We start from the raw sequence: 26275 nt of genomic DNA, 5'->3' as shown, positions 1-26275 counted from the left end.
ATCGAACCGATCACGGAGGAGCTGCCGATCGAGTACGCGGTCGAGCTCAACCGGCTGATCGAACTCGAAATGGAGGGCAGTCTGGGCTGATCGAGCCGTCGAGGCGACGAGTTCGTCCGGGTTCCTTTTCGTCGCTCTCGACCGGAGGCCGAGGGCATCCTTTATGCGCCGTGGGGAGAGTCCGGTAGCTATGTCCAACGGAGAGTTCGAGGGGTACGGCGGACGCCACGTTCCCGAGGCGCTCGAGGGACCGCTTTCGGAACTCGCGGAGGCCTACGACGAAGTCGGCAAGAGCGAGGGGTTCCAGGAGGAATTCCGGAGCTACCTCGAGGAGTTCGCGGGCCGGCCGACGCCGCTGTATCACGCGCGCAACCTGAGCGAACGCTACGGCGCGGAGATCTACCTCAAACGCGAGGATCTCCTCCATGGTGGCGCCCACAAGATCAACAACACGCTCGGACAGGCGCTGTTGGCGAAAAGAGCGGGAAAAGAGCGGCTGATAGCCGAGACGGGCGCCGGGCAACACGGCACCGCGACCGCGATGGTCGGCGCGCTGTTCGGCCTCGACACGGAGATCTACATGGGGAAAAAGGACGCAGAACGCCAGCGGATGAACGTCTTCCGGATGCGCCTGATGGGTGCGGAGGTCAACGAAGTGACTCGCGGCGGAGCGGGACTGGCCGACGCCGTCGACGCCGCCCTCGAGGACTTCGCGGGGAACGTCGCGGACACCCACTACCTCGTCGGCTCCGTGGTCGGCCCCGACCCGTTCCCGCGGATGGTCCGCGACTTCCAGTCGGTGATCGGCGAGGAGGCACGCGAACAGTTCCGCGAGCGAGTCGGTGAGTTGCCGGACGCCGCGGTCGCCTGCGTCGGCGGCGGATCGAACGCCATCGGGCTGTTCCACGCCTTCCGTGAGGACGACGTCGACTTCTACGGCGCGGAGGGCGGCGGCGAGGGCAGCGATTCCGCCCGCCACGCCGCCCCGCTCGCGAAGGGCCGCGACGACGTGCTCCACGGGATGCACACTCGAGTCCTCGACGAGGGCGTCGAGGTCCACTCCGTGTCGGCCGGGCTGGACTACCCCGGCGTCGGCCCCGAGCACGCCATGTTCCGGGCGGTCGGCCGGGCGGAGTACACCGGCGTCACCGACGAGGAGGCGTTCGCGGCCTTTCGGGAACTCAGCGAGACCGAGGGGATCATTCCCGCGCTCGAATCGAGCCACGCGGTCGCCCGGGCGATTGAGTTGGCGGAGGCGGGCGGGCACGAAACGATCCTCGTGAACCTCTCGGGGCGGGGAGACAAGGACATGGAGACCGCGGCCGAGCGCTTTTCGCTCTAGCGCAGGAACTCGCCGATCGCGCTCGCGAGCGCCTCGAAGTCCTGCATGGTGATGCCGTCGGTGGTGACGAGCACGCCCTCGCGGTCGGTCGTCAGGCGCACGAGGTAGCCGTGATCGAACACGCGGATCGTGTAGCGATAATCGCCGAGTTCCGAGCCCTGATAGGCATCCTCGGTGATCCGGAAGCCGCGCCACTCGTTGCCGAGGAACGTCGAGAGGTCGGCGTCCCGTTCGAGGTCGCTCCGGAGGTACAACTGCTCGAAGTCGTCGCGCGTGAAGTAGGTCGCCGAGCGGAGGCTGTCGCCGACGGCGGTGCGGGCGGTGCGGACGATGTGATCGGCGGTCTCGGGGTCGACGAGGTCTGCGGGCATGGCGGAAGGGACGTGGCCAGCCACATAAACCCATACCGTCGGCCCGACCGGTGGGTCGCGGCCGATCGGGACTGCCGGCACGCGAACCCTTTTGTCCGTCGCTCGCGCGGATACCCACGTCATGGACCTACAGATCGAGGGCAACGCGGCGCTCGTCACGGCGTCGTCGAGCGGACTCGGAAAGGCCTCGGCGAAAGCGCTCGCGCGCGAGGGCGCGAACGTCGTCGTCAACGGCCGCGACGAGGAGCGACTGGAAGAAGCACGAGAGGAGATCGAGGAGGTCGCGACGGGCGAGGTCCTCGCCCAGCCGGGCGATCTGACCGACCCGGAGGACATCGAGACGCTCGTAGGGACCACCGTCGAGGAGTTCGGCGGGCTCGACCACCTCGTGACCAGCGCGGGCGGCCCGCCCAGCGGGCCCTTCCTCGACACCGAGGAGGACGACTGGTATCACGCCTACGACCTGCTCGTGATGAGCGTCGTTAGGCTGGTCAAGGAGGCCGCACCGCACCTGCAGGAGGGCGGCGGCACGATCGTCACCATCACCTCCCGGAGCGTCAAGGAGGCGATCGACTCGCTGGTGCTCTCGAACTCGGTTCGCATGAGCGTCATCGGCCTCGAGAAGACGCTCTCGCAGGAACTCGCGCCCGAGGTGCGGGCCAACGCCGTGTTGCCGGGCCCCCACGAGACCGCGCGGATCCGCGAACTCGTCGATCAGGCCGTCGACCGGGGCGACTACGGCTCGTACGAAGAGGGGCTGGCCGACTGGAGCGACGGCATCCCCCTCGAACGGATCGGCGACCCGATCGAACTCGGGAACACCGTCGCGTACCTCTCCTCGCCGAAGTCGGGCTTCATCAACGGGGTCTCGGTGCCGATCGACGGCGGGGCGGGGGCCTCGAACCTCTGAACCGCACTCCGGTCGAGAACACCCCATACGTCCTCGCGCGTGTTCGACGGGAACGAACCCCCCGATACGGTCGGGAGCGACCTGTCCGGTTTAGTGTTAGTTGATCAACTATAAGTGGCTGAAACGTGTCGGTCGTATCGCTGGGGTTCCGCCGTTCGGGAACCTCACGCGTTCCACCGGCCACACCGGGACGCCCCCTCGATCACGCCGGGGACGGGAAGGGGAATGGACGAGCTTCTGTACCCGATCGCGGGGCGTCCGGTGTGGTCCGCCGGACCGGTATGTCGATACCGTTCGGGGCAGGACGGATGGGGGCTCGGGAGCCCCGCAACGCGGACGTCGAGCGATGGCGTCGGCCCGTGAACGCCGCCGTCTCGTACCAGGACCCGTGGGCGGGACGCCGAAAGCAGTGAGAACGTGATCGACGGCTCCGGTTTCCAAACCGATTTATCGGCGGTCGTCCATTCCCGGATATGAGACACGTCGAGTTCGACGACGCCGAGAGATACGAACCCGAGGAGGGATGGGGCCGCCGGGCGCTCGCGGGCAGCGAGGGGTTCAGTTTCGAGTGGTTCGAGAAGCCGCCGGGCCACAGCTCGCCGATGCACGACCACGAGAACGAGCAGGTCTGTCTCTGTCTGGAGGGCGAACTCACCGTTCACACCGAGGAGGAGACGGTCACGCTGGGCGAGTACGACTCCGTGTGGCTCGACGCCTGGGAGTCCCACCGGGTCGAGAACACCGGCGAGGAACGCGCCGTCGGCCTCGACGTGTTCGCGCCGGGGCGCTCGTTCGACTTCTGGACGGAATGAAGTACCTCGCACGCACCGCGGCGGGCAGGCCGTTGCTGGGCGACGAGGAGGGGTTCGTCCCGCTGGCGACCGCGGGCTTCGAGAGCGTTTCCGCGGCGCTCCCGGCGGCCGCGAGGGGCGAACTGCCCGCCCCGGGCGGGAAGCCCGCCCGGCGCGTCCCCGCCGAGAGGATCGCGTTCGGCCTCCCGATCGCGCTCGAATCGGTGGGAAAGCTCTGGGGAATCGGGCTGAACTACGAGGAGCACGCGGGCGACCTGGGCGAAGCGCGTCCAAAGGAGCCCGCGAGCTTCATGAAGCCCCGAACGGCGGTGACGGGTCCCGGCGGTCCGGTTCGACTCCCCCCGAGCGAGCGGACGGATCGCGTGACCGCCGAGGCCGAACTCGCCGTCCTGCTCGGGCGGACGGCGAGCGACGTCGAGGAGCCCGACGACGTGATCGCGGGCTACCTGCCGGTGATCGACATGACCGCCGAGGACGTCCTCGAGCGCAACCCCCGCTTTCTCACGCGCGCGAAGAGCTTCGACACGTTCCTCGTTCTGGGTTCGACGATCGCGGTTCCCGACTCCCCCCCGGCGTTCGACGAGCGTGAGGTCCGGACGGTGCGAAACGACGAGACCGTGGCGGAGAACACGATGGAGAACATGCTGTTCTCCCCGCGCGAACTCGTCGCCTTCCACTCGCGCGTGATGACGCTCGAACCCGGCGATCTGCTCAGTACGGGAACGCCCGGCGCGGGCGTGATCGCGGCCGGCGACCGGGTGCGTGCGGAGGTCGAGGGGATCGGCTCGGTCGAGGCCGAGGTCGTTTAGTCGTCGGCGGCGACCTCGGCGGGTGCGCGGTTCCGGTCGCCGAAGCCGGCGCTGAGCAGTCGGGTCATCGCCTCCTCGACGGTCTCGTCGGTGGGTTCGACGTCGAGCGGGTCGACCTCGATCACGTATCCCGTGGTGACGTTGGGCGCGGTCGGCATGAACAGGAGCATCCGGCCGTCGTCGGTCCTCTTGCCGGTCTTGAACGCGGTCATTCGGGCACCCATCCACGTCGTGACCTTGACCGGCTCCTTGAGTTCCGCGTCGCCGGAGACGGCGGTCTCGACGGCCAGCTGTGAGGCGTTGTAGACCACCCGGAGGATCGGGACCCGGTTGATCGCGGTGTCGAGCCAGCCGCTGGCGAGCGCGCCTCCGGCGGTGCGTGTCGCCGTCCCGACGAGCGCGAGCGCGCCCGCGAAGACCGCGAGGGTGACGACGACCCGGACGAGCGGCTCCTCGATCACGCCGACCAGCGGCAGGCCGGCGATGAAGGAGAACAGCCACGCGATGGCGTACAGCGTCACCAAAAGCGGTACGAGGACGACGAGCCCGCTTCCCAGGTCGCGTTTCCACTCGGCCATCGTGGACGAGTAGCGCCCGGACGGTTAAGAACGTACGCCTCCGCGGGTCGGGCTACCGACTCGCCCCGTCGACCCGGTCGGCCTGTTTCTCGAGCTCGGCGGCGAGCGTCCTGGCCTGCTCGGCCGACAGCGTCACCGAGTCGGCGTGGGCGGGCAGGTTCTCCAGATCCGTGTTGTCGAGTTCCAGCTTGAGCGAGACGTGATCGGGGTTCTCGCGGGGCGCGGTGACGTTCAGTACGGCGAGCGCCTCGTCGCTCCAGCCGTGGCCCGTCGCCTCGCCGTCGAGCAGGTCGAACGTGGTGTAGGCGTTGACCTTCATGATGCGGTCCGGCATACGAGAGGAGAGACGACCGAACCACTTAGCGAGCGCGGACTCGGTCGCCTCCGCGTCGGTCCGAGGGGCGCGACCACGACGGACGCGATTCTTTAGGTTCACCTAAAATCGAAACGTTTACAACTTTTAGGTCAGCCTAAAAGATCGTATGCTCGACGACGAAACGAACCGGCGCGGCACGACGGGAGTGACGGACGGATGAACGGCGAAACGGGCTCGAACGAGGCGTTGCTCCGCCAGCAGGCCGAACGGGAGTCGAACGCCCGGACCTATCCGCGTCACCTGCGGCTGGCGCTCGACCGGGCGCGCGGGACCGTCGTCGAGGACGTCGACGGGAACGCGTACTACGACTGTCTGGCGGGCGCGGGGTCGCTCGCGCTCGGGCACAACCACCCCGAGGTGTGCGAGGCGGTCGAGCGCGTGCTCGATCGGGAGGGACCGATGCACACCCTCGACGTCACCACCCCCGAGAAGGAGGCGTTCGTCGACCGGCTGTTCGAGTCGCTGCCCGACGAATTCGCCGAACGCGCGAGGATACAGTTCTGTGGGCCCGCGGGCACCGACGCGGTCGAGGCGGCCCTGAAGCTCGTAAAGACCGCGACCGGGAACAGGAGCGTCCTGGCCTATCGGGGCGCCTACCACGGGATGACCCACGGCTCGCTCAGCCTCACGGGTGACACCGAGCCCAAGGAACCGATTCCGGGGCTGATGGCCGACGTCCACCACCTGCCCTACCCCCGGGAGCGCCGCTGTCCGTTCGGGATCGGGGGCACGGAGAGCGAGCGGGTCGGCGCGCGGTACGTCGAGCGCCTGCTCGACGATCCGGGAAGCGGGATCGTCGACCCCGCGGGGATGATCCTCGAACCAGTCCAGGGCGAGGGCGGGGTCGTGCCCGCCCCCGACGAGTGGCTCCGCGAGGTGCGCCGGATCACCCGCGAGCGCGACGTCCCGCTGATCGTCGACGAGATCCAGACGGGACTGGGGAGAACGGGCGAGCCGTGGGGGTTCGAGCGGAGCGGGATCACCCCCGACGTGCTCACCCTCTCGAAGGCGATCGGCGGCGGGCTACCGCTCGCGGTCGTCGTCTACGACGAGGCGCTCGACGTCTGGGAGCCCGGCGCGCACGCGGGGACGTTCCGTGGCAACCAGCTCGCGATGGCCGCCGGCCGGGCGACCATCGAGCACGTCCTCGAAGGCGATCTCGACGAACACGCCGCAGAGATGGGCGAGCGCCTCCGGGCGGGGCTCGAACGGACCGGGGGCGGGAGCGACGCGATCGGCGCCGTCCGCGGCCGGGGGCTGATGCTCGGCGTCGAGGTCGTCGACCCGACCGCAGAAACGGACGCCCTGGGCTGTCACCCGGTCGATCCCGGCGCGGCGAAGCGGATCCAGCGCGAGTGTCTCGACCGGGGGCTGATCGTCGAGCGCGGCGGGCGACGCGGCGAGACCGTCCGGTTCCTCCCGCCGCTGACCGTCTCGAGGGAGGAGGTCGACGAGATCGCGGGGATCTTCGAGGAGGCGACGCTCGCCGCCGAGAACGAGACGGCAGAGGTGGCGCGATGAGGCCCGACGGACGCGATCCGGCCGAACTGTTCCTCGGGAGCGAGGCGGGGGCGACGGCCTACCGCGAGGCGATGGAGCGAGCCACGGAGGCCGCCCTCGATGCGACCGGACGCGCCGCGCCCTACAGTGGCGACGGGCCCGACGACCACGAGGAGCGCCTCGCGGGGTTCGACCCGCTGCCCGATGAGGGACGGGGCCTTCGACGGGTGATCGAGGAGGTCGGCGAACACGTCCTCTCGCGGTCGGTCGACCCCTCGAACCCGCGGTGTGTCGCCCACCTGCAGTGCCCGCCGGCGGTCCCCGGCCTCGCCGCGGAGGCGATGGCGACGGCGCTGAACCAGTCGCTCGACTCGTGGGATCAGAGCCCCGCCGCGACGCTCCTCGAGCAACGAATGATCGACGAGCTCTGCGGGCTGTTCGGGTACGACGGCGGCGACGGCGTCTTCACGGGCGGCGGCACCCAGTCCAACCTCATGGGGCTGCTGCTCGCGCGCGAGCGCCGCTGTCGGGAGGCGTTCGGTCGCTCGCCGCGCGAGGAGGGCCTACCCCCCGAGGCCGACGCGCTGCGGATCGTCTGTTCGGAGGCGACCCACTTCACCGTCCGGCAGGCGGCGGCCCAGCTCGGCCTCGGCGAGGAGCGCGTCGTGAGCGTCCCGACGAACGCGGGGGAGCTGTCGGTCGAGGCGCTGGATCGCGTTCTCGAGGGCCTCTACGACCGGGGCCTCGACCCGTTCGCGCTCGTCGCCACCGCCGGGACGACGGACTTCGGCGCGATCGACCCGCTCGAGGCGATGGCCGAGCGCGCGGCCGAGTACGGGGCGTGGTTCCACGTCGACGCGGCCTACGGCGGCGCGCTCGCGCTGAGCGACGAGCACCGCGGGAAACTGGCGGGGATCGAGCGCGCGGACTCGATCGCGGTCGACTTCCACAAGCTGTTCTACCAGCCCATCAGCTGCGGGGCGTTCCTGCTCCGCGACGGGGACGACTTCGAGCTGATGGGCCGCAACGCCGCCTATCTCAACCCCGAGGGCGACGCCGAGCGCGGCGTTCCCAACCTCGTCTCGAAGTCGCTGCAGACCACGCGCCGGTTCGACGCGCTCAAGCCCTACGTGACGTTCCGGGCGCTCGGGCGCGAGGGGCTGGCCGAGCCCATCGAGTACACGCTCGACCTCGCGGAGGCCGCCGCCGAGCGGCTGGCGTCCGACCCGGCGTTCGAACTCCTCCACGAGCCGACGATCAACACCGTCGTCTTCCGCTACCGACCCACAGGGATTCCGGGCGACGCCTCCCGCGAGGAGTGGACCGACCGGATCAACGGGGAGGTCAGGAGACGGCTGCTCGCCTCGGGCGAGGCGATCGTGGCGCGGACGGCGGTCGACGGGGTGACGAGCCTGAAGCTGACCCTCTTGAACCCGCGGACGACCCTCGGGGACGTCGAGGCGATCATGGCGGCGATCCGCGAACACGGGACTCGGATCGAGGCCGGGGGGGTGGCGGCGTGAACCCCTCGGAGGTCGCGGAGGCGGCGAGCGTCCACGCCTACCTCAACTGCTACCTGCGCGAGACCGGCGACGGGGAGGTGATCGAACTCGACGACACCTCGGTCGACACGGCTGCCGAGCGCGCGATCGCCTGCGAGCTCCCCGAACGGGGGACCGAGTTGCTCGCGCCGCTCGCGTACCGGTCGCCGACGGGCCGCCACCGCTTCTCGCTTCCCGCGTACTACCGGGCCGGCGGGGAGTGGCTCGCCCTCGATCTGGGCACGCTCGCCGCGCTGACGGCCGCGGAGGTCGCGCGCTCGCGGGGCGCCGAGGCGACCGACGACCTGCTGTACCACGCCCTCGACAGCCGGCGGGCGATCGAGCGGTTCGTCCGTGCCCGCGCGGGCGACGACCGCCTCGACGCCACGGAGTGGACCTTCCGCGACGCCGAACAGTCGCTGGTCTTCGGCCACCTGCTGCACCCGACGCCCAAGAGCCGCGAGGGGATCGCGCCCCACGACGCCCCGCGGTACGCACCCGAGCTCCGGGGCTCGTTCCCGCTGTCGTACGTCCGGGCCGACCCGGCGTTGCTCAAGGAGGGATCGGCCCGCGAGGAGAGTGCGAGCGCGTGGGTCCGCCGGGCGCTCCACGAGGACCCCCACGTTCCAGAGGGGTTCGCCGAAACGGACGACGCGCTGGTGCCGCTGCACCCCTGGCAGGCCGACCACCTCCGGCGACGGCCCCGCGTCCGGCGTCTGGTCGAGGACGGACGGGTGGAGTTCCTCGGCGAGGTGGGTCGGGAGTTCCACCCGACGTCGTCGGTCCGCACGCTCTACGCGCCCGACGCGCCGTTCATGGTCAAGGGCTCGCTCGCGGTGCGGATCACCAACTCGGTGCGGACGAACAAACGCCCCGAACTCGAACGCGGCGTCGCGGTCGCCGAGCTGCTCGACGCCGGGCTGGGCCGGGAGCTCGAGCGGCGCTTTCCCGACTTCGAGGTCGTGCGCGACCCCGCCTACCTCACGCTCGGCGGCGATCTGATGGACGGCGCGGAGTCGGGCTTCGAGGTCGTCCTCCGGAAGAACCCCTTCCGGAGCGGGCAGGCGAGAAACGTCGCGCCCGTGGTCGACCTCTGTCAGGACGGGATCGACGGCCCGTCGCGGCTCGCCCGACTCGTGGAGAGGATCGCCGAGCGCGAGGGAATCTCGAACGACGCCGCCGCCGAGGAGTGGTTCCGCCGGTATCTCGCGACCGCGATCCGGCCCGTCCTCTGGCTGTATCTCACCCACGGGATCGGCCTCGAGGCCCACCAGCAGAACGCCGTCCTCTCGGTCGAGGAGGGGTATCCCGAGGCGTTCTACTACCGCGACAACCAGGGCTACTACTTCGCCGAGTCGACCTACCCGGCGGTCGACGAGATGCTGCCCGGCGTCGGCGAGCGCGCGGACACGCTCGTCCCCGACGCGGTGGCGGACGAGCGGATCCGCTACTACGTCGTCTTGAACGACGCCTTCGGCGTGATCAACGCCCTCGGCGTCGCCGGCCTCGTCGACGAGCGCCGGGTGCTCTCGCTACTGCGTGCGGAACTCGAGTCGCTCCGGGAGTTCGACCGGCCCGAGTCCTCGTTGCTCGAGAGCCTGCTCTCCGAGCGCCGCCTGCCCTGCAAGGCGAACCTGCTGACGCGGGCAGAGGGCATGGACGAACTCGTCGGCGATCTGGAGGACCAGTCGGTGTACGCGGAGGTCCCCAACCCGCTCGTGACCGAACTGGAGGTGCGCGCATGACCGATCCACGCACGATCCGAACGGCCTACGATCACCACGTCTACGACGGCCGCATCGACCGCACGATATCGTTCCGGCCCGCGACGACAGAGCGGGACCTCGGACGGCTGCACCGCTGGCTGAACGGCGAGCACGTGCTGCCGTACTGGGGACTCGACGAGCCTCTGCCCGCCTTCGCGCGGGCGCTCGAGGGGAAGCTCGCGGACGAGCACCTGGTACCGTATATCGGCTGTCTGGATCACGTCCCGATGAGCTACTGGGAGGCCTACTGGGCGGCCGACGACCCGCTCGTGAACCACTACGAGGCGCGTCCCTCGGATCGCGGGCTCCACCTGCTGATCGGCCCGCCCGAGTATCTGGGGAAGGGCTACGCCGTCCCCCTGCTTCGCGAGATGACGGCCCTCCAGTTCGCCCACCCCGAGGTCGAGCGCGTCGTGGCCGAACCCGACGCCCGCAACGAGCGGGCCATCGCCGCCTTCGAGGCGTGCGGGTACGAGCCGCGCTTCGAGTTCGAGTTCGACGAGGAGGAAAAGGAGGCGCTGCTCGTCGTCTGCGAGCGCTCAGAAGGGGAGGTGTCCCGATGAGCGAGCCCTACGACGTGGTCGGGGTCGGGATCGGCCCGTTCAACCTGGGGCTGGCGGCGCTGCTCGACGGGGTCGAGGGAGTCGACCCGCTCTTCCTCGAACAGGAGGGGTCGTTCGGCTGGCACGAGGGGATGTTGATCGACGGGGCGACCCTCGAGGTGCCGTTCCTCGCGGACCTGGTGACGATGGCCGACCCGACCAGCCCTCACAGCTACCTGAACTACCTGAAGGAGCAGGGCCGTCTCTACGAGTTCTACTTCTACGAGACGTTCCAGATCCCCCGCGAGGAGTACGACGCCTACTGTACGTGGGCCGCGGAACGCCTCGGGAGCTGTCGGTTCGGCCGGCGTGTCACCCGGGTCGCCGACGACGGCGACGCCTTCCTCGTGGAGGCACGCGATCCCGAAACCGGCGACGAAAAGCGCTACCGGGCGCGGAACGTCGTCAGCGGGATCGGCAGCCGCCCGCACGTCCCCGAGGGGCTGCGGGGCCATTCCGACGAGGACATCTTTCACTCGGCGCGCTACATGGACCGGCGCGGACGCTGCCTCGACGCCGAGGGGATCACCGTCGTCGGTTCGGGCCAGAGCGCCGCCGAGATCTTCCTCGACCTGCTGGATGCCCAGCCCGAGGGCGACTATCGCCTGGACTGGCTCACCCGTTCGGAGGGCTTTTTCCCGATGGAGTACTCGAAACTCGGTCTTCAACATTTTACCCCCGAGTACGTCGACTACTTCTACGACCTGCCGCGGGGGACGAAGGCCGATCTGCTGGACGAGCAGGACCTGCTCTATAAGGGGATCGACCCGGGGACGAGCGAGGAGATCTACGACCTGCTCTACGAGCGCTCGATCGGCTCCTCGCCGGAGGTCGGAATGCTCGCGAACAGCGAGGTGCGGGGGATCGACGCGCTGGAGGACGGACGCTACCGGCTGCGCTGCGAGCAGCGCGAGGAGGGGACGCGATTCGACCACGAGAGCGAGGTCGTCGTGCTCGCGACGGGCTACCGGCGGCCGTTTCCCGACTTCCTCGCCCCGATCGAGGATCGAATCGAGACCACCGGCGGACGCCTGGACGTGCGCCGCGACTACCGACTGGAAGGCGAGGGGCTTCCGGGCGAGGTGTTCGTCCAGAACGCCGAGGTCCACACCCACGGCGTCGGCGCGCCGGACCTGGGGCTGGGCTGTCACCGCAACGCCGTCATCGCCAACGCGGTGTGCGACCGCGAGGTCTACCCCGTCGGCGAGGACACCGTCTTTCAGGACTTCTCGGTCGAACAGTTCGCGAACCACGCCCCCGCGCGCGTGCTCGACGAGCCGCGCGCACCCCTCACGCGGGAGGACTAAACACCATGATCACGCCCACATCCGTTTACGACACCGAGACGCCCGATACGACCGACCTGACCGATACGGACGCGCTGACGCCGGAGATCTGGCGGACCGTCGAGCGCCGCCTGCTCGGCAAGATGCTAGAGGAGTTCGCCTACGAGGAGCTGATCGAGCCCGAGCCTCATGAGAGTGGTTACCGGCTCGAGTTCGACGGAGCCACCTACGAGTTCGACGCGAGAGAGCGGCTGTTCGACAGCTACAGCGTCGAGGCCGACTCGATCCGACGGCGCGCCGACGGGGACGAGGAGGGTGAATGGAAGCCCGCCACCGACCCCATCGAGTTCCTGTTCGACGCCCGCGAGCGCATGGGCGTCGACGAGATGACCGCCGGCCACCTCGTCCGGGAGTACCGCAACACGCTGCTGGCGGACGCCCACATCGAGGCCCGAAAGCGCCGCAACACCGGGCTCGATTTCGAGGAGCTCTCGTACGCCGACGTCGAGGGTGAGATGGCCGGCCACCCGTGGATCACCTACAACAAGGGCCGGATCGGATGGGGCTACGACGACTACCGCCGGTACGCCCCCGAGTGCCAGGAGCCCGTGAGATTACGGTGGCTCGCGGTCTCTCGCGAGCTGGCGACGTTCGTCTCGGCGGAGGGGGTGGAGTACGACGCGCTTCTGGAGGTGGAGCTGGGCGAACACCGTGAAGGGTTCGCCGACCGACTCGAATCGAAGGGGCTCGACCCCGAGGACTACCGACTGGTGCCCGTCCACGAGTGGCAGTGGGACGAGGCGATCGTCGGCGCGTTCGCAAGGGAGGTGGCGACCGACGCGATCGTCCCGCTGGGGGAGGGGCCCGACGAGTACCTCCCGATGCAGTCGATCCGGACGTTCGCGAACGTCGACCGGCCCGAGCGCCACAACGTGAAACTCCCCATGAAGATCCTCAACACGCTCGTCTGGCGCGGGCTGCCCGGCGAGCGCACCGAGGCCGCCCCCATGGTCACGGAGTACCTGAAGGGGATCCGCGACGACGACCCGTTCCTGCGCGACGAACACCGACTCGTCCTGCCCGGCGAGGTCGCCGGCGTGAACGTCGCCCACCCCGAGTTCGACCGCCTCGACGGGGCACCCTACCAGTATCGTGAACTATTGGGCTGCGTCTGGCGCGAGAGCGTCCACGACCTGATCGAGGAGGACGAGCGCCCGATCACGCTGTCGGCGCTGTTGCACGTCGACGGGACCGGAACTCCCGTCCTCTCGCGGCTGGTCGAGCGCTCTGGGCTCGACCTCGACGAGTGGCTCGACGAGCTGTTCTCGACGCTGCTGCCGCCGCTGTTGCACTACCTCTATCGGTACGGCACCGTCTTCTCGCCACACGGCGAGAACACGATCCTCGTGGTGCGCGACGGCGTCCCGACGAGACTCGCGCTCAAGGACTTCGTCGACGACGTCAACGTGAGCGAGTACCCGCTCCCCGAGTTGGAGGCGCTGCCGGAGGAGCTTCGGGCGGTGTTGCGCACCGAGCCGCCCGAGGGACTGTGCCAGTTCGTATTCGCGGGGCTGTTCGTCGGCGTGTTTCGTTACGTCGCCGAGATCGCGGAGGAACACCACGACTACCCCGAGGAACGGTTCTACCGCGGGGTTCGCGAGGAGATCCTCGCCTATCAGGACCGGTTCCACGAACTCGAGGAGCGCTTCGAGCTGTTCGACCTGCTGAAGCCGACGTTCACGAAGCTCTGTCTCAACCGCAACCGGATGCTGGGCGGCTACGGCGACGCCGACGGCCGCCCGCACGCCGCCGAACACGGCGCGGTCAGGAACGCTCTCCACGAGGTGCGCGAGGACGGCTGAAGGCCAGCGCCGCCGCTCGAACGGAAGAAGGCGTGAAAGGAGAGAGAAAGACCGGTAGTACCTCAGTCGTCCGCGGACATCGGCGTGTCGTCGGGGTACGCCGGCGCGGGGCTCGAGTCGAGGTCGTCGTCCTCGGCGTAGGGGTACCAGGTCTGTTTCGTGTTGTGCATGTAGGGATCGGTGTAGGAGGTCTCCTCGGGCTCACAAAGCGCGGCGAGTTCCTCCTCGTCGCGCTCGACGACGAACTCGCGGAAGGTCTGGCCCTCCGAGCGCTCCGCGGCGAAGCCCTCGATCAGGTTCGCGATCGCGCCGGGTACCTCGTCCGCGGGAACCCGTTGGGTGACCCAGTCGGCGAAGTTGGGGTTCTCGCCGAGGCCGCCGCCGAGACCGATGTCGAGCGCCTCGACCGGTTCGCCGTCCTTGCGCGTTTTCATCCCCCGCAGCGAGACATCGGCGATCTGGGGCTGGGCGCACGACGCGGTACAGCCCGAGAGGTGGATGTGGAAGTCCTCAATGCCCGCCGGGAGGTCGACGTTCTCGACGAGCCAACGCGAGAAGCGCACCTGTCTATTCTTGGTCTCGACGATCGACAGCGAGCAGAACTCGGTGCCGGTGCAGGCGATCGAGCCGCGCTGGAACGGGTGGGGATCGGGGCTGTACTCCGAAAGCAGCGGCTCGTCCAACAGCGCGTCGAGGTTCTCCTCGGGGACGTCCGTGAGGACGACGTTCTGGCGCTGGGTGAGCCGTGCCTCGCCCGAACCGTACTCCTCGGCGAGGTCGGCGAGTTCGATCACCTCGTCGGCGCCCATCCTCCCGACGAGGACGTTCAGCCCGACGTAGTAGTTCCCGTCCTTCTGCTCGTGGACGCCGACGTGGTCGGCGTGGCCGTCGGCGGTGCCGGCGTTGTACGAGTAGTGCTCCCGGAGATCGTCGCCCGCGGTGTGCATCTCGAAGTCGACGTACTCCTCCTGGAGGACGTCGCGGACCTTCTCGGGGCCCCACTCGTCGACGAGGAACTTGATCCGCGCGTTGTAGCGGTTCTCGCGGTCGCCGTGGTCCCGGAAGAGCGCGCTGATCCCGCCGGCCACGTCGGCCGCCCGCTCGGGCGTGACGAACACGTCGATGTCGCGGGCGAAGCGCGGCTCGTTGCGCGCGAGGCCGCCGCCGACCCGCACGTTGAAGCCCGTGACGGTCTCGCCGTCGATCTCCTTTTCGGCGGGTTCGAAGCCCAGATCGTTGATGTCGCCCTGTCCACAGCCCTCGTCACACCCCGTAACGGAGACCTTCCACTTCCGGGGGAGGTTCGAGTGATCGTCGTCGCCCTTGAACGTGTCGTGGAGCTCGTAGATGGTCTCCAGGGCGTCGACGTGTTCGTGTTCGTCCTTGCCGGCGACCGGACAGCCGACGATGTTGCGCCAGGAGTCCCCGCACGCCTGCAGCGTCGAGAGGCCCGCCTCCTCGAGCTCGTCCCAGATGGCGGGGACGTCCTCGATGTTGATCCAGTGGAGTTGGACCGCCTGGCGGGTAGTGAAGTCGGCCCAGCCGTTGCCGAACTCGGGGTTCTCGGCGGGGCCCGTCGAATATTTCTTCGCGACCTCGCCGATCGTCCGCAACATACCGGGTTCGAGCACGCCGTTGGGCGGGCCGATCCGCATCATGAAGTAGCTCTCCTGGCCGGCGCGCTGGTGGTACAGCCCGTACCACTTGAAGCGCTCGAACCAGGCGTCGTGCTCGTCCTCCGGGATCGCGTCCCAACCCTCCTCGGCGAACCGCTCCATGTGGGCACGGATGTCCGTGCCGTAGACCTCGTCTTTCCACTCCTCGACGTCGCTTGGCATACCCGCCCGTTACGGTCCGACACCTAAACGCCCCGCCCTCTCGTCAACGGTGGCCGGTGTTCATCGGTACCGGAGATTCTTGCGAGCGCTACGCCGGCGTGACGCGGTGTTCACGCGAGGGGTCGGCGGGGACGAACACGCCGTCCTCGACGCGGCCGATGGTGAGCCATCCCATCGACCCGCGCTCGCCGCAGGTGATGCAGTGGCCGACCGCCCGCGTCTCGATCCGATCGCCGTTCGGGCGGACCTCGAAGAAGGCTTCGAGCAGTACGTCGGCGGTCCCACACTCGCAGAACTCGTGTTCGGAGAGCCGCCAGAGGTCGCTGACGCCCACCTCACGCGAGTCGTCGACGCTGATCCACGCCCCGTCGTCGAGGATCCGAACCGGAACGTCCATACCGGTCCTACGGCCGCCGGGACCTTAGCCCGTCGCCTCTCGCAAGGCGTACCGGCCCTGATGACGGGCAACGAGGGAGGGATCGCACGACTGCGCCCGGATACCTGGTCGTATGCCCGACCGAGATAGGGACAAGAACCTCCGGTAAACGGGAGTTGGGGTAGGGCTTGTCCCTGCACGCGAGCCTATAGGTGGGCCACACGAACGGGGGAGTGATGACACGGAACCGCGACGAACAACGCCAGCACGCCCCGGCGGATGTCGCACCGGAACTGTACGAGGAGGGCGGGAGATGAGCGACGAGGAACGCGACGACGCCCACCTCGCGGATATCGAGGAGGGCGCGGGCTGCACGGAGATCTGGGAGCACCTCTCGGAGCGGCGCGAGCGCGAAGAGGCGGACTAACGACGACGTTTTGCGTATCGGGCCTAATGGGACAGCCATGACCACCGAGCGACCGGGCGACCCGCGCAGCGACCGTGAGTCGCCGGTCGGGAAACCGGTCGTCAGGGGCGACGCCGCCATCACCGGCGAGCGCGCCCGCGAGGCGGTCCAGTTCGACCCCGACGACCCCGAGAGCCTCGCCACGGCGGCCGAGACCGTCAGGCGCTTCGCCGAGAACACCGCCGGCAGCGAGGACAACATCTACATGCTGCGCGGTGCCGCCGCGTGTGCCGCACTCGTTCGCGGCGAGGGGTCGTACAAGGCCGCCGCCGAGCGCGCCGGCGGCGAGGCCTCGGTCGCGTTCATCCGCAAGTGGGCGCGGGTCCACGACCTGCCCCAGTCGGTCAGACGACACGTCGCGATGGGCCACATCGCGCCGACGGCGGCGAAACACATCGCCCGCGTCGCGGGCGACGCCCGGTTCCAGCTCGCGTGGGCGACCGTCGACAACGACCTCACCGTCAGGGAGGTCCGGGCGATCGCGAGCGCGATCAACGACGGGGCGACCCCCGAGGAGGCGCTCGCCGCCCACGGCGTCACCGCCGGCGAACTCACGGTTCGACTCCCGATCGAGAGCTACCGCGAACTCCGCCGGGAGGCCGCCTTCGAGGGCGTCCTACCGGGCGAGATCGTCGACCGGGCGCTCACCGAGTACTTCGAGTGAGAAACCGTTTTCCGGCCGATTCGAGCAGGTCGATTCCGGTAGAGACGTCCCCCCAGTCGATCGTCTCGTCTGGGAAGTGCGCCTGCCGGATCGATCCCGGCCCGAAGACGACGGTGGGAACCCCGGCCTCGATGTAGTGGCGCGCGTCGGTCCCGTACGTCGCTCCCCGCACCGTCGAATCCCGTCCCACGGAGTCGAGCGCGTCCCGAACGGCACGGACGATGGGTTCGTCAGCACCGATCTCGGCGGGTTCGAACTGCACCGAGAAGCGCTCGAACGCCGGAGGATGAGCCGTGAGCCATTCGGAGTCGGCGACGAGTTCGGCCAGCAGCGCGTCGACCCGGTCTTCGACCGAATCGACGCTCTCGCCGGGGGCGACGCCGATGCGGAACTCGCTTTCGAGCCGTGCGGGGACCGACGAGGCCCACGACCCCGCGCGGACGGTGCCCGCGACGATCGGCCACGGGGTGGGGAAGCCCTCGTAGAGCGAATGTGTCACCTCGCGGGCGCGCTCGGCTTCGAGGTCGGCGAGCGCCCGGCGGATCCGCTCGAAGTGCGGGAGGACGTCCTCGCCGTGCCACGGCGTCGCCGCGTGGGCCGACCGCCCCGTGAGCGTGAGTCGCTTCATCAGCGTCCCCTCGGTGGCGATGACGGGGGTGAGGTCGGTCGGTTCGGCGATGATCGCCGCGTCGGGAGCGGGGTACGGCGGATCGCGGGCCGAACTCGCCGCGCCGATCCCGCCCGCCTCCTCGCCGACGACGCTCTCGACGACCACGCGCCCGTCGAGGCCGGCATCGGAGAGTCGGCGAGCGGCGAAGACGCAGGCGGCCAATCCGGACTTCATGTCCGCCGCGCCGCGGGCGGTCAGTTCCTCGCCGTTCCACGTCGGGTCGAACGGATCGGACGACCACCCCTCGGCCTCCGCGGGGACCACGTCGACGTGGCCGTTGAGGAGCAGGGTCGGACCCTCGCCGGAGCCGAGTTCGAGGACGCCCGCGACGTTGGGCCGGCCCGCCGTCTCGATCGCCTCGGGGTCGTCGGGAAACGAGGGGTGGGCTGCGAGGCGCTTCGGATCCGCCTCCCAGCGATACGTCTCGAAGCCGAAATCGGAGAGTCGCCCCTCGAGCCAGCCCTGTGCGGGGGCTTCGTCCCCGCCGGTCGTGTCGAACGAGAGGAGGCGTTCGACGAAGGCCCGTCGGTCCGCATCGGCGGTCATGGGCGTGGATCGTCGAGCGCGGGCTTAGGGGTTCGGGTCGAATCCTGAACGCTTATGTCCGTGGGCCGGCGACTCCCTCGTGAGGGCCGGTAGCTCAGTCCGGCAGAGCGTCTGACTCTTAATCAGACGGTCGCGTGTTCAAATCGCGCCCGGCCCGCTTTCTGCGCTAGCGTAACGGAGTACGGAGTGCTCGCCAGCAAGCGTCGAGTCGAAATTGCGTGCGTTCTGCGAGCGAATTCGCCGTCCATTTCAGGTCGGCGTGGCACTTCGCCACTCGTCGCCGTTGGCGCTCGTAGTTGTTCGGCCCATGATCTTTCCCCGAGAGATTCCGTTGTTCTCGCTCCAAGCGCTCGAGTCCCTCGGAAAGATCAAATGACCCGACCGAGAATCCGTCCGAATCGTGAGTGTAGGAAAGATCCCTACGTCGATACCGACGCATTTCTCGGGAGTCTCGGGTTTCGCCGGTGTGTCGTTCTCGGTTTCAATCCCGAGGACTGAGAAGGGAACCGAGTAGCACCCACCTTGATGGAAGACCCAGCAGTCTTCGGTTATGGCGAGAATAGGTAAATGGGGATGAGACCCGATCGCTGGCCAACGGAGACGACACGTCGGTTAACGCGGCTGAGCATCGGCTATCGCATCGCAGTGTATGTCATCGTCGTGGCCGTCATCATGAGCGTCTACACGGCCTTTTACTGGTACGGTATGGCCGTATACGAGGACCGCAACCTCTCTCTCGCTGGCGCCCTCCAGACAGTCGTCCAGTCGTTAACGACCACGGGATACGGGCAAGACGCACCGTGGGAAACGACGATCATGAACCTGTTCACGATTCTGATGCAATTCACCGGCACCTGCTCCTCTTTCTCCTCCTGCCACTATTCGTCGTGCCCTGGTTTAGTCAATTCATCCAGCAACGACGGTTCGATACCGTCGAGCCACTCGAAAATCACGTCGTAATCTCCGGACACACGCCGCTCGTCCACACGTTCATCACCGAAATCGAGTCACACGCTCATCAACACCCCTACGTGATCATCGAAACAGACCAAGATCGCGCAGCAGAACTCCGCGACCTCGGACACACCGTGTTACACGGAGACCCAGAATCCGAATCTGACCTCCGGAAAGCCTCGGTCGAGAAGGCACAGGCAGCGGTCGTCGCTGGCGACGATCAGTTGACGCTGAACGCTGCGCTCGCCGTCCGCGACGTGGCTCCGACGGTCCCGATAACCGCAACGCTCGAGGATTCGACACTCCGACAGTATCTGCACTCGGCCGGCGTCGAGTACGTCGTACAGCCACGACAGGTCATCGGGCAAGCGCTCGCCACGCACTACGCGATGAGCGCGGGAATCCCGTCCGATCGAATCATCATCCTCGGTCACGGAACGGTCGGCAGTACTGTTCGGTCGGCGTTGGAAACCTGGGGTGCGGATCCGACCGTCGTGGACATCCACGAGGACGAACACGTGGACGTCGTCGGCGACGCAACCACTACGAAGACGCTCCAAGAGGCGGGCGTAGAGAATGCAGACGCAGTCATCATTTCGCTTCCGAAAGACAGACAAGCACTGTACGCAACGCTACTCGCCCGCGAGGTGAATGCTACAGTCGATATTTTCGTGCGAGTGACGGAGAGCGAAGCAGTCGAACGAGTCGAGCGAGCAGGCGCTGACTACGTACTCGAGCTATCGGATATCTCCGGACAGATGGTCGCTGCTGCCGTCCTCGACGAGCCCGTTAGCGGTACCGACGGTGATATCCTGTTCACCCGTCTGAGAGACCCGGACGTAGAACGCGCAGCGCTCGACATCGACCGTATCATCGGTGTCACTCGAAATGAGGAGTTGTACCTCGCACCCGATCCCGATTTCGAACTCCAGCAAAACGATCTTCTCATCTACGTAAGAGAGTGATTCGTCCAGCCGCTATCAATTCGGGAAGTCTGATAAACAGTCCTCTATTTCGCCGTAGAATCCGACTCTCATCGATTTGTTACACAGAGATTCCGCTGAAAACGATCGGAGAGAGGATAGGTGAAGCAGTGGTATGACGTTTTAATCGACGGTGAACCCCTAGTGGCACTTTTTCAAACCATTCCTGTTGACGATCCGGTAACGATCTTCGCGTTGGCGATGGTCATCTTTCTCGTCGCACCACTCCTCTTGGAACGCCATCGGTTGCCCGGTATTATCGGAATCATCCTCACTGGGGCCGCGATCGGTCCGAACGCAGCCGGTATGATCGAGCGAGGGGATGCGATCGTTCTCCTCGGGGAGGTCGGACTGATCTATCTGATGTTTCTCGCCGGCGTCGAGATCGACCTCAACAGGTTTTTTGACAACATCGACCAGAGCATCGTCTTCGGCGTTCTCGCGTTCCTCATTCCTCAGGGAGTCGGTACCGTTTTCGGGATGTGGGCGTTCGGATTCTCGTTGTCGACGGCGTTATTGTTCGCGGCTATCTTCGCCTCGCATACGCTGCTCGCATATCCCGTCGCCCGTCAACTCGGGATCGTCGGCGATGACGCCGTCACGGCGACCATCGGCGGCACCGTGCTCACGAACGTACTCGCACTGCTCGTTCTCGTCATCGTCGTCGCTTCGGCGGAAGCTCCCCTCGATTGGCTGTTTTGGGTGGAACTCGGGCTCGGCCTCACGCTGCTCTTCACCGGGATCTGGTATCTCGTTCCGTGGCTCGGTCGCCGGTTCTTTCGGAGCCTCGCCGAAGAGAGTTACTTCGAGTTCCTGTTCGTCATGGCTGCCCTCTTCGGTTCAGCGGTTTTCGCCGAAGTAGTCGGAGCCGAACCGATTATCGGAGCGCTCGTGGCGGGATTGGCGCTCAACCGGCTCATCCCCGATCGAGGGCCGTTGATGAATCGCGTCCAGTTCGTCGGCAACGCGCTGTTCATCCCGTTCTTTCTCCTCTCGATAGGATTGCTCGTCGATGTGACCTTGATCGTTGGGGGCCACGAGTCGCTGCTGCTCGCCGGGGCGTTGATCGGCCTCACACTCGTCACGAAGTTCGTCGCGTCCTGGCTTACCGGCTTGCTGTACGCGTACGATCTCGACCAGATCGGAAGCATGTTCGGGCTATCGGTCGGACAGGCCGAAGCGTTGGCGATCGTGCTCATCGCGTTCGAGGCAGGTATTCCCGGATTCGATACGGATATGATCAACGGCGCGGTGTCGATGATCCTCGTCGTGAGTCTGGTCAGTCCGATCGTGGTCGAGAAATACGGTCGAGCAGTCGTGACGAAAGAGCGGCGAGGGAAACGCGAGCCGGCCGACGTTCGCCAACGGATCCTCATTCTGTTTACTCCGGTCCCCGAGCACCACGAGGAGCTGATGAGGTATCACGAATCGCTGCTCGATCTAGCGTTATCTATCCGGGAGGAACGATCCACCGAACCGTTACACACGCTGGCGGTCGTCCACCCGGGACCGAAAACGGAGCAAAAGGTTGCGACCGCCGATGCAGCGATCGCACACACGGAAGAGTACGCTGCCGGCGCAGAGGTACCGGTATCGTTTCACACGCGCGTCGATCACAACATCGCCTCCGGGATCACTCGCGCAGCCGTCGAAAACCGGATCACGACGATCCTTCTCGATTGGGACGGGATGCGGCTCTACAGACAACCTCTCTTCAGTCGGACTACGCGGCAGGTTCTCGCATGGACTGACCAACTCGTTCTCGTCTCCCGGATCCGGGAACCGCTCAACACCGTCTCCCGAATCGTCGTCGTGCTCCCACCCGAGCTGTCACACGATCCGAACTTCTACGCGGTCGGACAGACGGTCGAACGGATTGCAGCGGGTACCGGAGCGCCGATACGAGCACTCGTCGTCGAGGAATCCGAGGTTCGTTACGAGCCGTTGTTCGAAGAACTCGAATCGAACACGCCTATCGAGAGAGAATACATCGACGACTGGGACCGATTGATTCGGGTTCTTTCCGAAGACGTGACGGCGGGGGATCTCGTGATGTGTGCGAGCGCTCGCCGAAACACCATCGGTTGGCGACCGGAACTCCAGGAACTGACCGAACGGGTCTCGACACTCACGCCGGGCGACTTCGTCGTAATCTATCCGCCGGTCGGTGGGGGTACCGACGAGCAGCCACATTTGTCGATGGAATAAAAACGCTCGAATTACCGGGGTTTGTGGGAGTGAGATCACTCCACAATTGCGGACGAATGGTGAGAGTAACAACTGTAGCGATCGCAACCGTAGAGTAGTGTATGAGCCCTTTCGAAGCGGGTATTCCACTCATCGTCCTATTTGTCGTGTTTGGACTGACTGTCGGTATCCTCTTCGGGTTCTTCGGGATGGGTGGGAGTTTCTTCGTTACCCCTGCGCTTCTCGTTCTCGGACATTCTGCCCCTACTGCTGTCGGAACAGGGCTCGCGTTCGTCTTCTGGACATCACTCACTGCGACGATTACGCATCGCGGCCTCGAGCATATCGATTATCGACTCGGTTTCCTGCTGATTCTCGGAACGACGGTCGGCATCGAGATCGGGAAACGGGCATTACTGCTGCTGGCGGACGTCGGACTCGCGGATCTCGTTGTCAGTCTCCTTTACGTCGTCCTCCTCGCGTCAATCGGTGTGTTCGTCATCCGCGACGGACGACACCCCGCGATCGAAGACGAGAGTTCTATCGAGAACCCGTCGTCTCTCTCCGCCCACCTCGAACGAGTCACCATCCCGCCAACGGTCACCTTTCACAATGACGTTACCCTCTCCGTTTGGGTGGTGCTTCCGATCGCGTTGGTAGTCGGAAGTCTGTCCGGATTCCTCGGGGTCGGTGGCGGATTCTTGATGGTCCCCGCGCTCATGTACGGCTTGGCGATGCCGGGAGCCGTCGCCGTCGGTACGGACATCTTTCAGATTACTATCTCCAGTGCGTACGGGGCATTCGTCTACGGCCAGCAGGGAGCGATTCATTTCGCCATGTTGGTTCCGTTGCTCGTCGGCAGTACGGTCGGAACTCGTATCGGTTCCGTTCTTACCGACCATCTCGACGACGCGGAGCTCAGGACGACCTTCGGCGCTATGCTACTGATCGGAAGTATCTCGGTGGCCAGCAAAACTATCAGCCATACATACGATATAGAACTGCTGCATACGCTTAGTTTGACGCTCCTCCTTGGAGGTGCGCTGCTGATGAGCGTGATCATCCTCTACCTCGGGGTACAAAATATGCGCGAAGAACGGTCTATTTTGTTTTGAATTCATCCGTTTTCGGACCACGGAGGACCCGTTCGTGCCATCAACGGTTCGCGCAGGTATGACCGATAGTATAAGCAGAGGTGTCGTCGGTGCGTTTTGAGGGTGGAGTTTGCGATTTACTTTGCCTGGATTAGGGGTACATTTCGAGCACTACTTCCGGGATGATCCGATCGAGTTCGTCGTTCGTCAGGGTTGTGTGAGTGACTCGACCCGACCGGTGAGTTGCGTGAGAGATACCTGTATCTTCACTCGCAGGCGACAACTCAGCCCCTGACCGGGAGATACGAGAGCGCAACGAGCAGGAAGACGGTGATGCCACTGAGGACGGAGATCCACCGCAGGCCCGTCTGGTTCGAAACGAGTCCGAACGAGCCGGCCGCCCACGCGGCGAGGGCGATCAGCGCGAAGAACGCCGCGTAGGTCGCGGCAGCGCGTCGTTGCATACCCCAGGGGTGTCGTCCCGGGGCTATAGAAGTTACTTTTCCTCGCGCCCGACCTATTAAGAGCGCTGCGGCCGAACTCCGACCATGAGATCGTCCCACGAATCGGATCATCATCCGGAGGAGCGTCATGGCTGATCGGCTGTTCGATCGCGTGTTGCTTCCGGTCGCGAGCGAGAAGGACGCGGCGACGACCTGTCGGCGACTGTTCGAGCGGGCCGACGAGATCGGGACGATCGTCGCGGTCCACGTCGTCGAGAAGGCCGGCGGCGGGATCGACAAAGCCCCGGTCGAACAGCGAGAGGAGAACGCCGAGGCGATCTTCGCGGTCGTGGACGAACACTGCCGCGGGACCGGCGTCGACGTCGAACACCGCATCCTCTACGGGACGGACGTGACCGAGACGATCCTCGACGGGGCGGACGACGAGGCCGCGAGCGTCATCGTCTTCGTACCGCGCGAGTCGAGTCGCTGGGCGAATCTCCTGACCGGGGACACCGCCTACTCGCTCATCACCGAGACCGACCGTCCGGTGCTCGTCCTCCCATCGTAGGACGGAAGGGTATACACGGTCGTTCGAGCTATACCCGTCATCGGGACCCGGAAACCACCGGGGCTCCGAACGTTTCGAACGTCGTCATCGCGGCGAACCCTTCTCGGATTCGCTCGTCACTCAAGGAGCGTGCTGGAAGAACAGGCGATGTCGGAGCACCCAGCCAACAGCGAGCAGTTCTACCGTGCGATCGACGACCTCGAAGAGCGACGATGACGGTCAAGTATCCCAACTGGGAAAAGATTCGCTCACACTGTACCGAACGATTCCTGGAGCGAGGAGCCCACTACCGGAATCAGGGTCAGTTTTGGTGAACCCTGGATTCCCAACGATTTATGCGCCCACCTGCAAACGAAGCTCTATGGGCGGTATCGAGTTGCGGAACAGAACACTCGTCGTCGAGCGTGAACCGAATCAGCTCGACGAGTTGGCGATCGGGTTCTCCGAGATTCTCGGTCAGTTTGACATCGCGCACGTCTACATCGCGGGATACGTCTCCATACTCGCTGGTCGGGCACGATCCACCGAAGACGTTGACGTTCTCATCGAACGGATCGACGAGGAGACTGCAGACGAACTCGCGGAGACGCTTGACGAGGAGGGGTTCTGGGGGCCGGCAATGCCGCTCTCTTCGATGTACGAGATGCTCGACAACGGAGATAACATCTGGGTCGGGCCAACGGATCAGGTCACACCGCACCTCGAAGTCAAGTTCGCGCGCGACGAGTTCGACCGCGCGTCCCTCGAAAACGCTATCACGGCCCAAATCGGTGGCGAGACGATTCCGATAGGTCCCTTAGAGCTCCAGATCGCGTACAAACTCCACCTCGGCGCGCAGAAGGACGTCGAGGATGCAGTCCACCTCTACACGCTTTTCGAGGAAAGTCTTAGTGTGCCCCGCCTCGAAGAGTGGGTGACGCGACTCGACGTCGAAGACGAATATGAGCGACTCAAACGCGCGTGAGCATCTCGACGCCAAGCACGAACGCAACCGCGAGCAGCGCATCGAGGGCATCAAGCGTTGGGTCGAATACATCAAATCAGAGCCGCCGGAGACGTGGGGACCACAACAGAACGCCGTCGTCAACGATCAACTCGATGCGGCCCAAAGCGTACAGACGTCGGCGGACCACCAGCAGCACGTGGAAGACGTAGCGGCGGAGATCCTTGAAGTGAGCGATGAGTCCAACGCCGATTCGAAGTAGACGATCTTCTCTCGGAAATTCATCTCAGAAACCATACATAGCGTCTCGAAATAGGAGGTGTTGCCAAGACGACTACGTCTTGGGCTTTAGGGAAACGTGTGAGAGCCAAGGGCCGGATTTGAACCGGCGATGGGCGGCTCTGCAGGCCGCTGCGTTAGGCCGGACTCTGCCACCTTGGCACGGTTGGCACTATCGGTGTTACGGGCATAAGGATAGCGGTCCGGAGCGCTGTCGCTCGTCGGTAAATGAAAAAAGCCCACGACCCCGGAGGGTCGTGGGCTTTGATATGAGTGGAAGGCGGCGAACCACCAGTTGCGAACCGTTATAACGGAACGGTCTCGGGTTCCACCGGGACGGACCCAGCGTGTACTTCCGATTGCGTTCCTGGGTTCGTACTTGGCCCCTCTTGCGAGGCAGTTTTCCCAGAGGCTCGCGCACTCCAGTACTCGCGGGAACGCTGGCGGGCTTATCTTCCGTGTTCGGGATGGGTACGGGAGTCGCCCCGCCGCTATGGCCGCCTTAA

General features: G+C 66.1%; 24 protein-coding genes, 2 tRNA genes, 1 rRNA gene and 1 pseudogene. 18 read left to right on the top strand and 10 right to left on the bottom strand.

Translation table 11 applies throughout. The features are described from left to right. Positions 1 to 190 precede the first annotated feature (190 nt). Positions 191 to 1342 (top strand): tryptophan synthase subunit beta, encoded by a 1152-nt coding sequence (gene trpB, locus QRT08_RS13975; RefSeq protein ID WP_286046574.1) that lies wholly within the window; start codon positions 191 to 193, stop codon positions 1340 to 1342. Here the strand turns inward: trpB and QRT08_RS13970 are convergent. Continuing rightward, positions 1339 to 1713 (bottom strand): DUF7522 family protein, encoded by a 375-nt coding sequence (locus QRT08_RS13970; RefSeq protein ID WP_286046573.1) that lies wholly within the window; start codon positions 1711 to 1713, stop codon positions 1339 to 1341. The genes trpB and QRT08_RS13970 overlap by 4 nt on opposite strands. Before the next feature lie 121 nt (positions 1714 to 1834). Here QRT08_RS13970 and QRT08_RS13965 point away from each other — a divergent pair, with 121 nt between their 5' ends. From QRT08_RS13965 to QRT08_RS13955, 3 genes are all read left to right on the top strand, one after another. Beyond that, positions 1835 to 2623: an SDR family oxidoreductase gene (locus tag QRT08_RS13965; RefSeq protein WP_286046572.1), complete on the top strand. Its 789-nt coding sequence runs from the start codon at positions 1835 to 1837 to the stop codon at positions 2621 to 2623. A 473-nt stretch (positions 2624 to 3096) separates the two neighbouring features. Continuing rightward, a complete protein-coding gene (locus QRT08_RS13960) occupies positions 3097 to 3435 on the top strand; it encodes a cupin domain-containing protein (RefSeq protein ID WP_286046571.1) in 339 nt (112 codons plus the stop codon). After that, positions 3432 to 4244, top strand: coding sequence for a fumarylacetoacetate hydrolase family protein (locus QRT08_RS13955; RefSeq protein ID WP_286046570.1), 813 nt, complete (start codon positions 3432 to 3434; stop codon positions 4242 to 4244). Before QRT08_RS13960 ends, QRT08_RS13955 begins: the two co-directional genes overlap by 4 nt. Here QRT08_RS13955 and QRT08_RS13950 read toward each other — a convergent pair. Continuing rightward, complete coding sequence (locus QRT08_RS13950) at positions 4241 to 4822, bottom strand: DUF502 domain-containing protein (RefSeq protein ID WP_286046569.1); 582 nt, start codon at positions 4820 to 4822, stop codon at positions 4241 to 4243. The genes QRT08_RS13955 and QRT08_RS13950 overlap by 4 nt on opposite strands. A gap of 52 nt (positions 4823 to 4874) precedes the next feature. Continuing rightward, positions 4875 to 5156: a DUF6360 family protein gene (locus QRT08_RS13945; RefSeq protein ID WP_286046568.1), complete on the bottom strand. Its 282-nt coding sequence runs from the start codon at positions 5154 to 5156 to the stop codon at positions 4875 to 4877. Positions 5157 to 5354: 198 nt separating this feature from the next. Here QRT08_RS13945 and QRT08_RS13940 point away from each other — a divergent pair, with 198 nt between their 5' ends. From QRT08_RS13940 to QRT08_RS13915, 6 genes are read left to right on the top strand one after another with little or no spacing between them, the layout of a single operon-like run. Further along, positions 5355 to 6719, top strand: a complete 1365-nt coding sequence (locus QRT08_RS13940; RefSeq protein WP_286046567.1) for a diaminobutyrate--2-oxoglutarate transaminase — start codon at positions 5355 to 5357, stop codon at positions 6717 to 6719. Next, complete coding sequence (locus QRT08_RS13935) at positions 6716 to 8221, top strand: pyridoxal phosphate-dependent decarboxylase family protein (protein ID WP_286046566.1); 1506 nt, start codon at positions 6716 to 6718, stop codon at positions 8219 to 8221. Before QRT08_RS13940 ends, QRT08_RS13935 begins: the two co-directional genes overlap by 4 nt. Continuing rightward, positions 8218 to 9984: an IucA/IucC family protein gene (locus QRT08_RS13930; RefSeq protein ID WP_286046565.1), complete on the top strand. Its 1767-nt coding sequence runs from the start codon at positions 8218 to 8220 to the stop codon at positions 9982 to 9984. Before QRT08_RS13935 ends, QRT08_RS13930 begins: the two co-directional genes overlap by 4 nt. Beyond that, positions 9981 to 10568, top strand: coding sequence for a GNAT family N-acetyltransferase (locus QRT08_RS13925; RefSeq protein WP_286046563.1), 588 nt, complete (start codon positions 9981 to 9983; stop codon positions 10566 to 10568). Before QRT08_RS13930 ends, QRT08_RS13925 begins: the two co-directional genes overlap by 4 nt. Beyond that, positions 10565 to 11914 carry a lysine N(6)-hydroxylase/L-ornithine N(5)-oxygenase family protein gene (locus QRT08_RS13920; protein WP_286046562.1) on the top strand — a complete coding sequence of 450 codons (1350 nt, stop codon included), beginning with the start codon at positions 10565 to 10567 and terminating at the stop codon, positions 11912 to 11914. The genes QRT08_RS13925 and QRT08_RS13920 overlap by 4 nt, the downstream gene beginning before the upstream one ends. Positions 11915 to 11919: 5 nt before the next feature. Continuing rightward, positions 11920 to 13755: an IucA/IucC family protein gene (locus QRT08_RS13915; protein ID WP_286046561.1), complete on the top strand. Its 1836-nt coding sequence runs from the start codon at positions 11920 to 11922 to the stop codon at positions 13753 to 13755. A 62-nt stretch (positions 13756 to 13817) separates the two neighbouring features. Here the strand turns inward: QRT08_RS13915 and QRT08_RS13910 are convergent, their stop codons facing one another. After that, positions 13818 to 15593 (bottom strand): nitrite/sulfite reductase, encoded by a 1776-nt coding sequence (locus QRT08_RS13910; RefSeq protein ID WP_286046560.1) that lies wholly within the window; start codon positions 15591 to 15593, stop codon positions 13818 to 13820. Between the two features lie 88 nt (positions 15594 to 15681). Beyond that, positions 15682 to 15990, bottom strand: a complete 309-nt coding sequence (locus QRT08_RS13905) for a DUF8134 family protein (RefSeq protein ID WP_286046559.1) — start codon at positions 15988 to 15990, stop codon at positions 15682 to 15684. A gap of 443 nt (positions 15991 to 16433) precedes the next feature. Between QRT08_RS13905 and QRT08_RS13900 the strand changes: the two genes are divergently transcribed. Continuing rightward, positions 16434 to 17099, top strand: coding sequence for a DUF7119 family protein (locus QRT08_RS13900; RefSeq protein WP_286046558.1), 666 nt, complete (start codon positions 16434 to 16436; stop codon positions 17097 to 17099). Here the strand turns inward: QRT08_RS13900 and QRT08_RS13895 are convergent. Further along, a complete protein-coding gene (locus tag QRT08_RS13895) occupies positions 17080 to 18315 on the bottom strand; it encodes an ArgE/DapE family deacylase (RefSeq protein WP_286046557.1) in 1236 nt (411 codons plus the stop codon). The genes QRT08_RS13900 and QRT08_RS13895 overlap by 20 nt on opposite strands. Before the next feature lie 83 nt (positions 18316 to 18398). On the opposite strand from QRT08_RS13895, the gene QRT08_RS13890 reads away from it, so the two are divergent. Next, positions 18399 to 18472 (top strand) — tRNA-Lys (locus tag QRT08_RS13890). Between the two features lie 90 nt (positions 18473 to 18562). Here the strand turns inward: QRT08_RS13890 and QRT08_RS13885 are convergent. Beyond that, a pseudogene (locus QRT08_RS13885) lies at positions 18563 to 18816 on the bottom strand (transposase); the annotation flags it as partial. Positions 18817 to 19115: 299 nt separating this feature from the next. Between QRT08_RS13885 and QRT08_RS13880 the strand changes: the two are divergent. The 3 genes from QRT08_RS13880 to QRT08_RS13870 all read left to right on the top strand — a co-directional run bounded on the left by QRT08_RS13880 (position 19116) and on the right by QRT08_RS13870 (position 23554). Further along, complete coding sequence (locus QRT08_RS13880; protein WP_286046556.1) at positions 19116 to 20234, top strand: potassium channel family protein; 1119 nt, start codon at positions 19116 to 19118, stop codon at positions 20232 to 20234. Positions 20235 to 20453: 219 nt separating this feature from the next. Beyond that, a complete protein-coding gene (locus tag QRT08_RS13875) occupies positions 20454 to 22460 on the top strand; it encodes a cation:proton antiporter (protein WP_286046583.1) in 2007 nt (668 codons plus the stop codon). Between the two features lie 101 nt (positions 22461 to 22561). Then, positions 22562 to 23554, top strand: coding sequence for a sulfite exporter TauE/SafE family protein (locus QRT08_RS13870; RefSeq protein ID WP_286046555.1), 993 nt, complete (start codon positions 22562 to 22564; stop codon positions 23552 to 23554). Between the two features lie 263 nt (positions 23555 to 23817). On the opposite strand, the gene QRT08_RS13865 is transcribed toward QRT08_RS13870, so the two are convergent. Then, a complete protein-coding gene (locus tag QRT08_RS13865) occupies positions 23818 to 23997 on the bottom strand; it encodes a hypothetical protein (protein WP_286046554.1) in 180 nt (59 codons plus the stop codon). 127 nt (positions 23998 to 24124) lie between these two features. On the opposite strand from QRT08_RS13865, the gene QRT08_RS13860 reads away from it, so the two are divergent. From QRT08_RS13860 to QRT08_RS13850, 3 genes are all read left to right on the top strand, one after another. Continuing rightward, on the top strand, positions 24125 to 24547 hold the full coding sequence (locus QRT08_RS13860) for a universal stress protein (RefSeq protein ID WP_286046553.1): 423 nt from the start codon (positions 24125 to 24127) through the stop codon (positions 24545 to 24547). Between the two features lie 361 nt (positions 24548 to 24908). Further along, a complete protein-coding gene (locus tag QRT08_RS13855) occupies positions 24909 to 25511 on the top strand; it encodes a hypothetical protein (RefSeq protein ID WP_286046552.1) in 603 nt (200 codons plus the stop codon). Continuing rightward, positions 25489 to 25752, top strand: coding sequence for a DUF8150 family protein (locus QRT08_RS13850; protein WP_286046551.1), 264 nt, complete (start codon positions 25489 to 25491; stop codon positions 25750 to 25752). The genes QRT08_RS13855 and QRT08_RS13850 overlap by 23 nt, the downstream gene beginning before the upstream one ends. Positions 25753 to 25855: 103 nt before the next feature. Here the strand turns inward: QRT08_RS13850 and QRT08_RS13845 are convergent. Together QRT08_RS13845 and rrf are read right to left on the bottom strand one after the other, a co-directional pair. After that, positions 25856 to 25931, bottom strand: a tRNA-Cys gene (locus QRT08_RS13845). A 229-nt stretch (positions 25932 to 26160) separates the two neighbouring features. Further along, a 5S ribosomal RNA gene (gene rrf / locus QRT08_RS13840) occupies positions 26161 to 26274 on the bottom strand. Position 26275 lies beyond the last annotated feature (1 nt).

Origin of the sequence: Halalkalicoccus sp. NIPERK01 (assembly GCF_030287405.1) — an archaeon.
Taxonomy (GTDB): domain Archaea; phylum Halobacteriota; class Halobacteria; order Halobacteriales; family Halalkalicoccaceae; genus Halalkalicoccus.
This window is presented reverse-complemented; position numbering and strand designations above follow the sequence as displayed.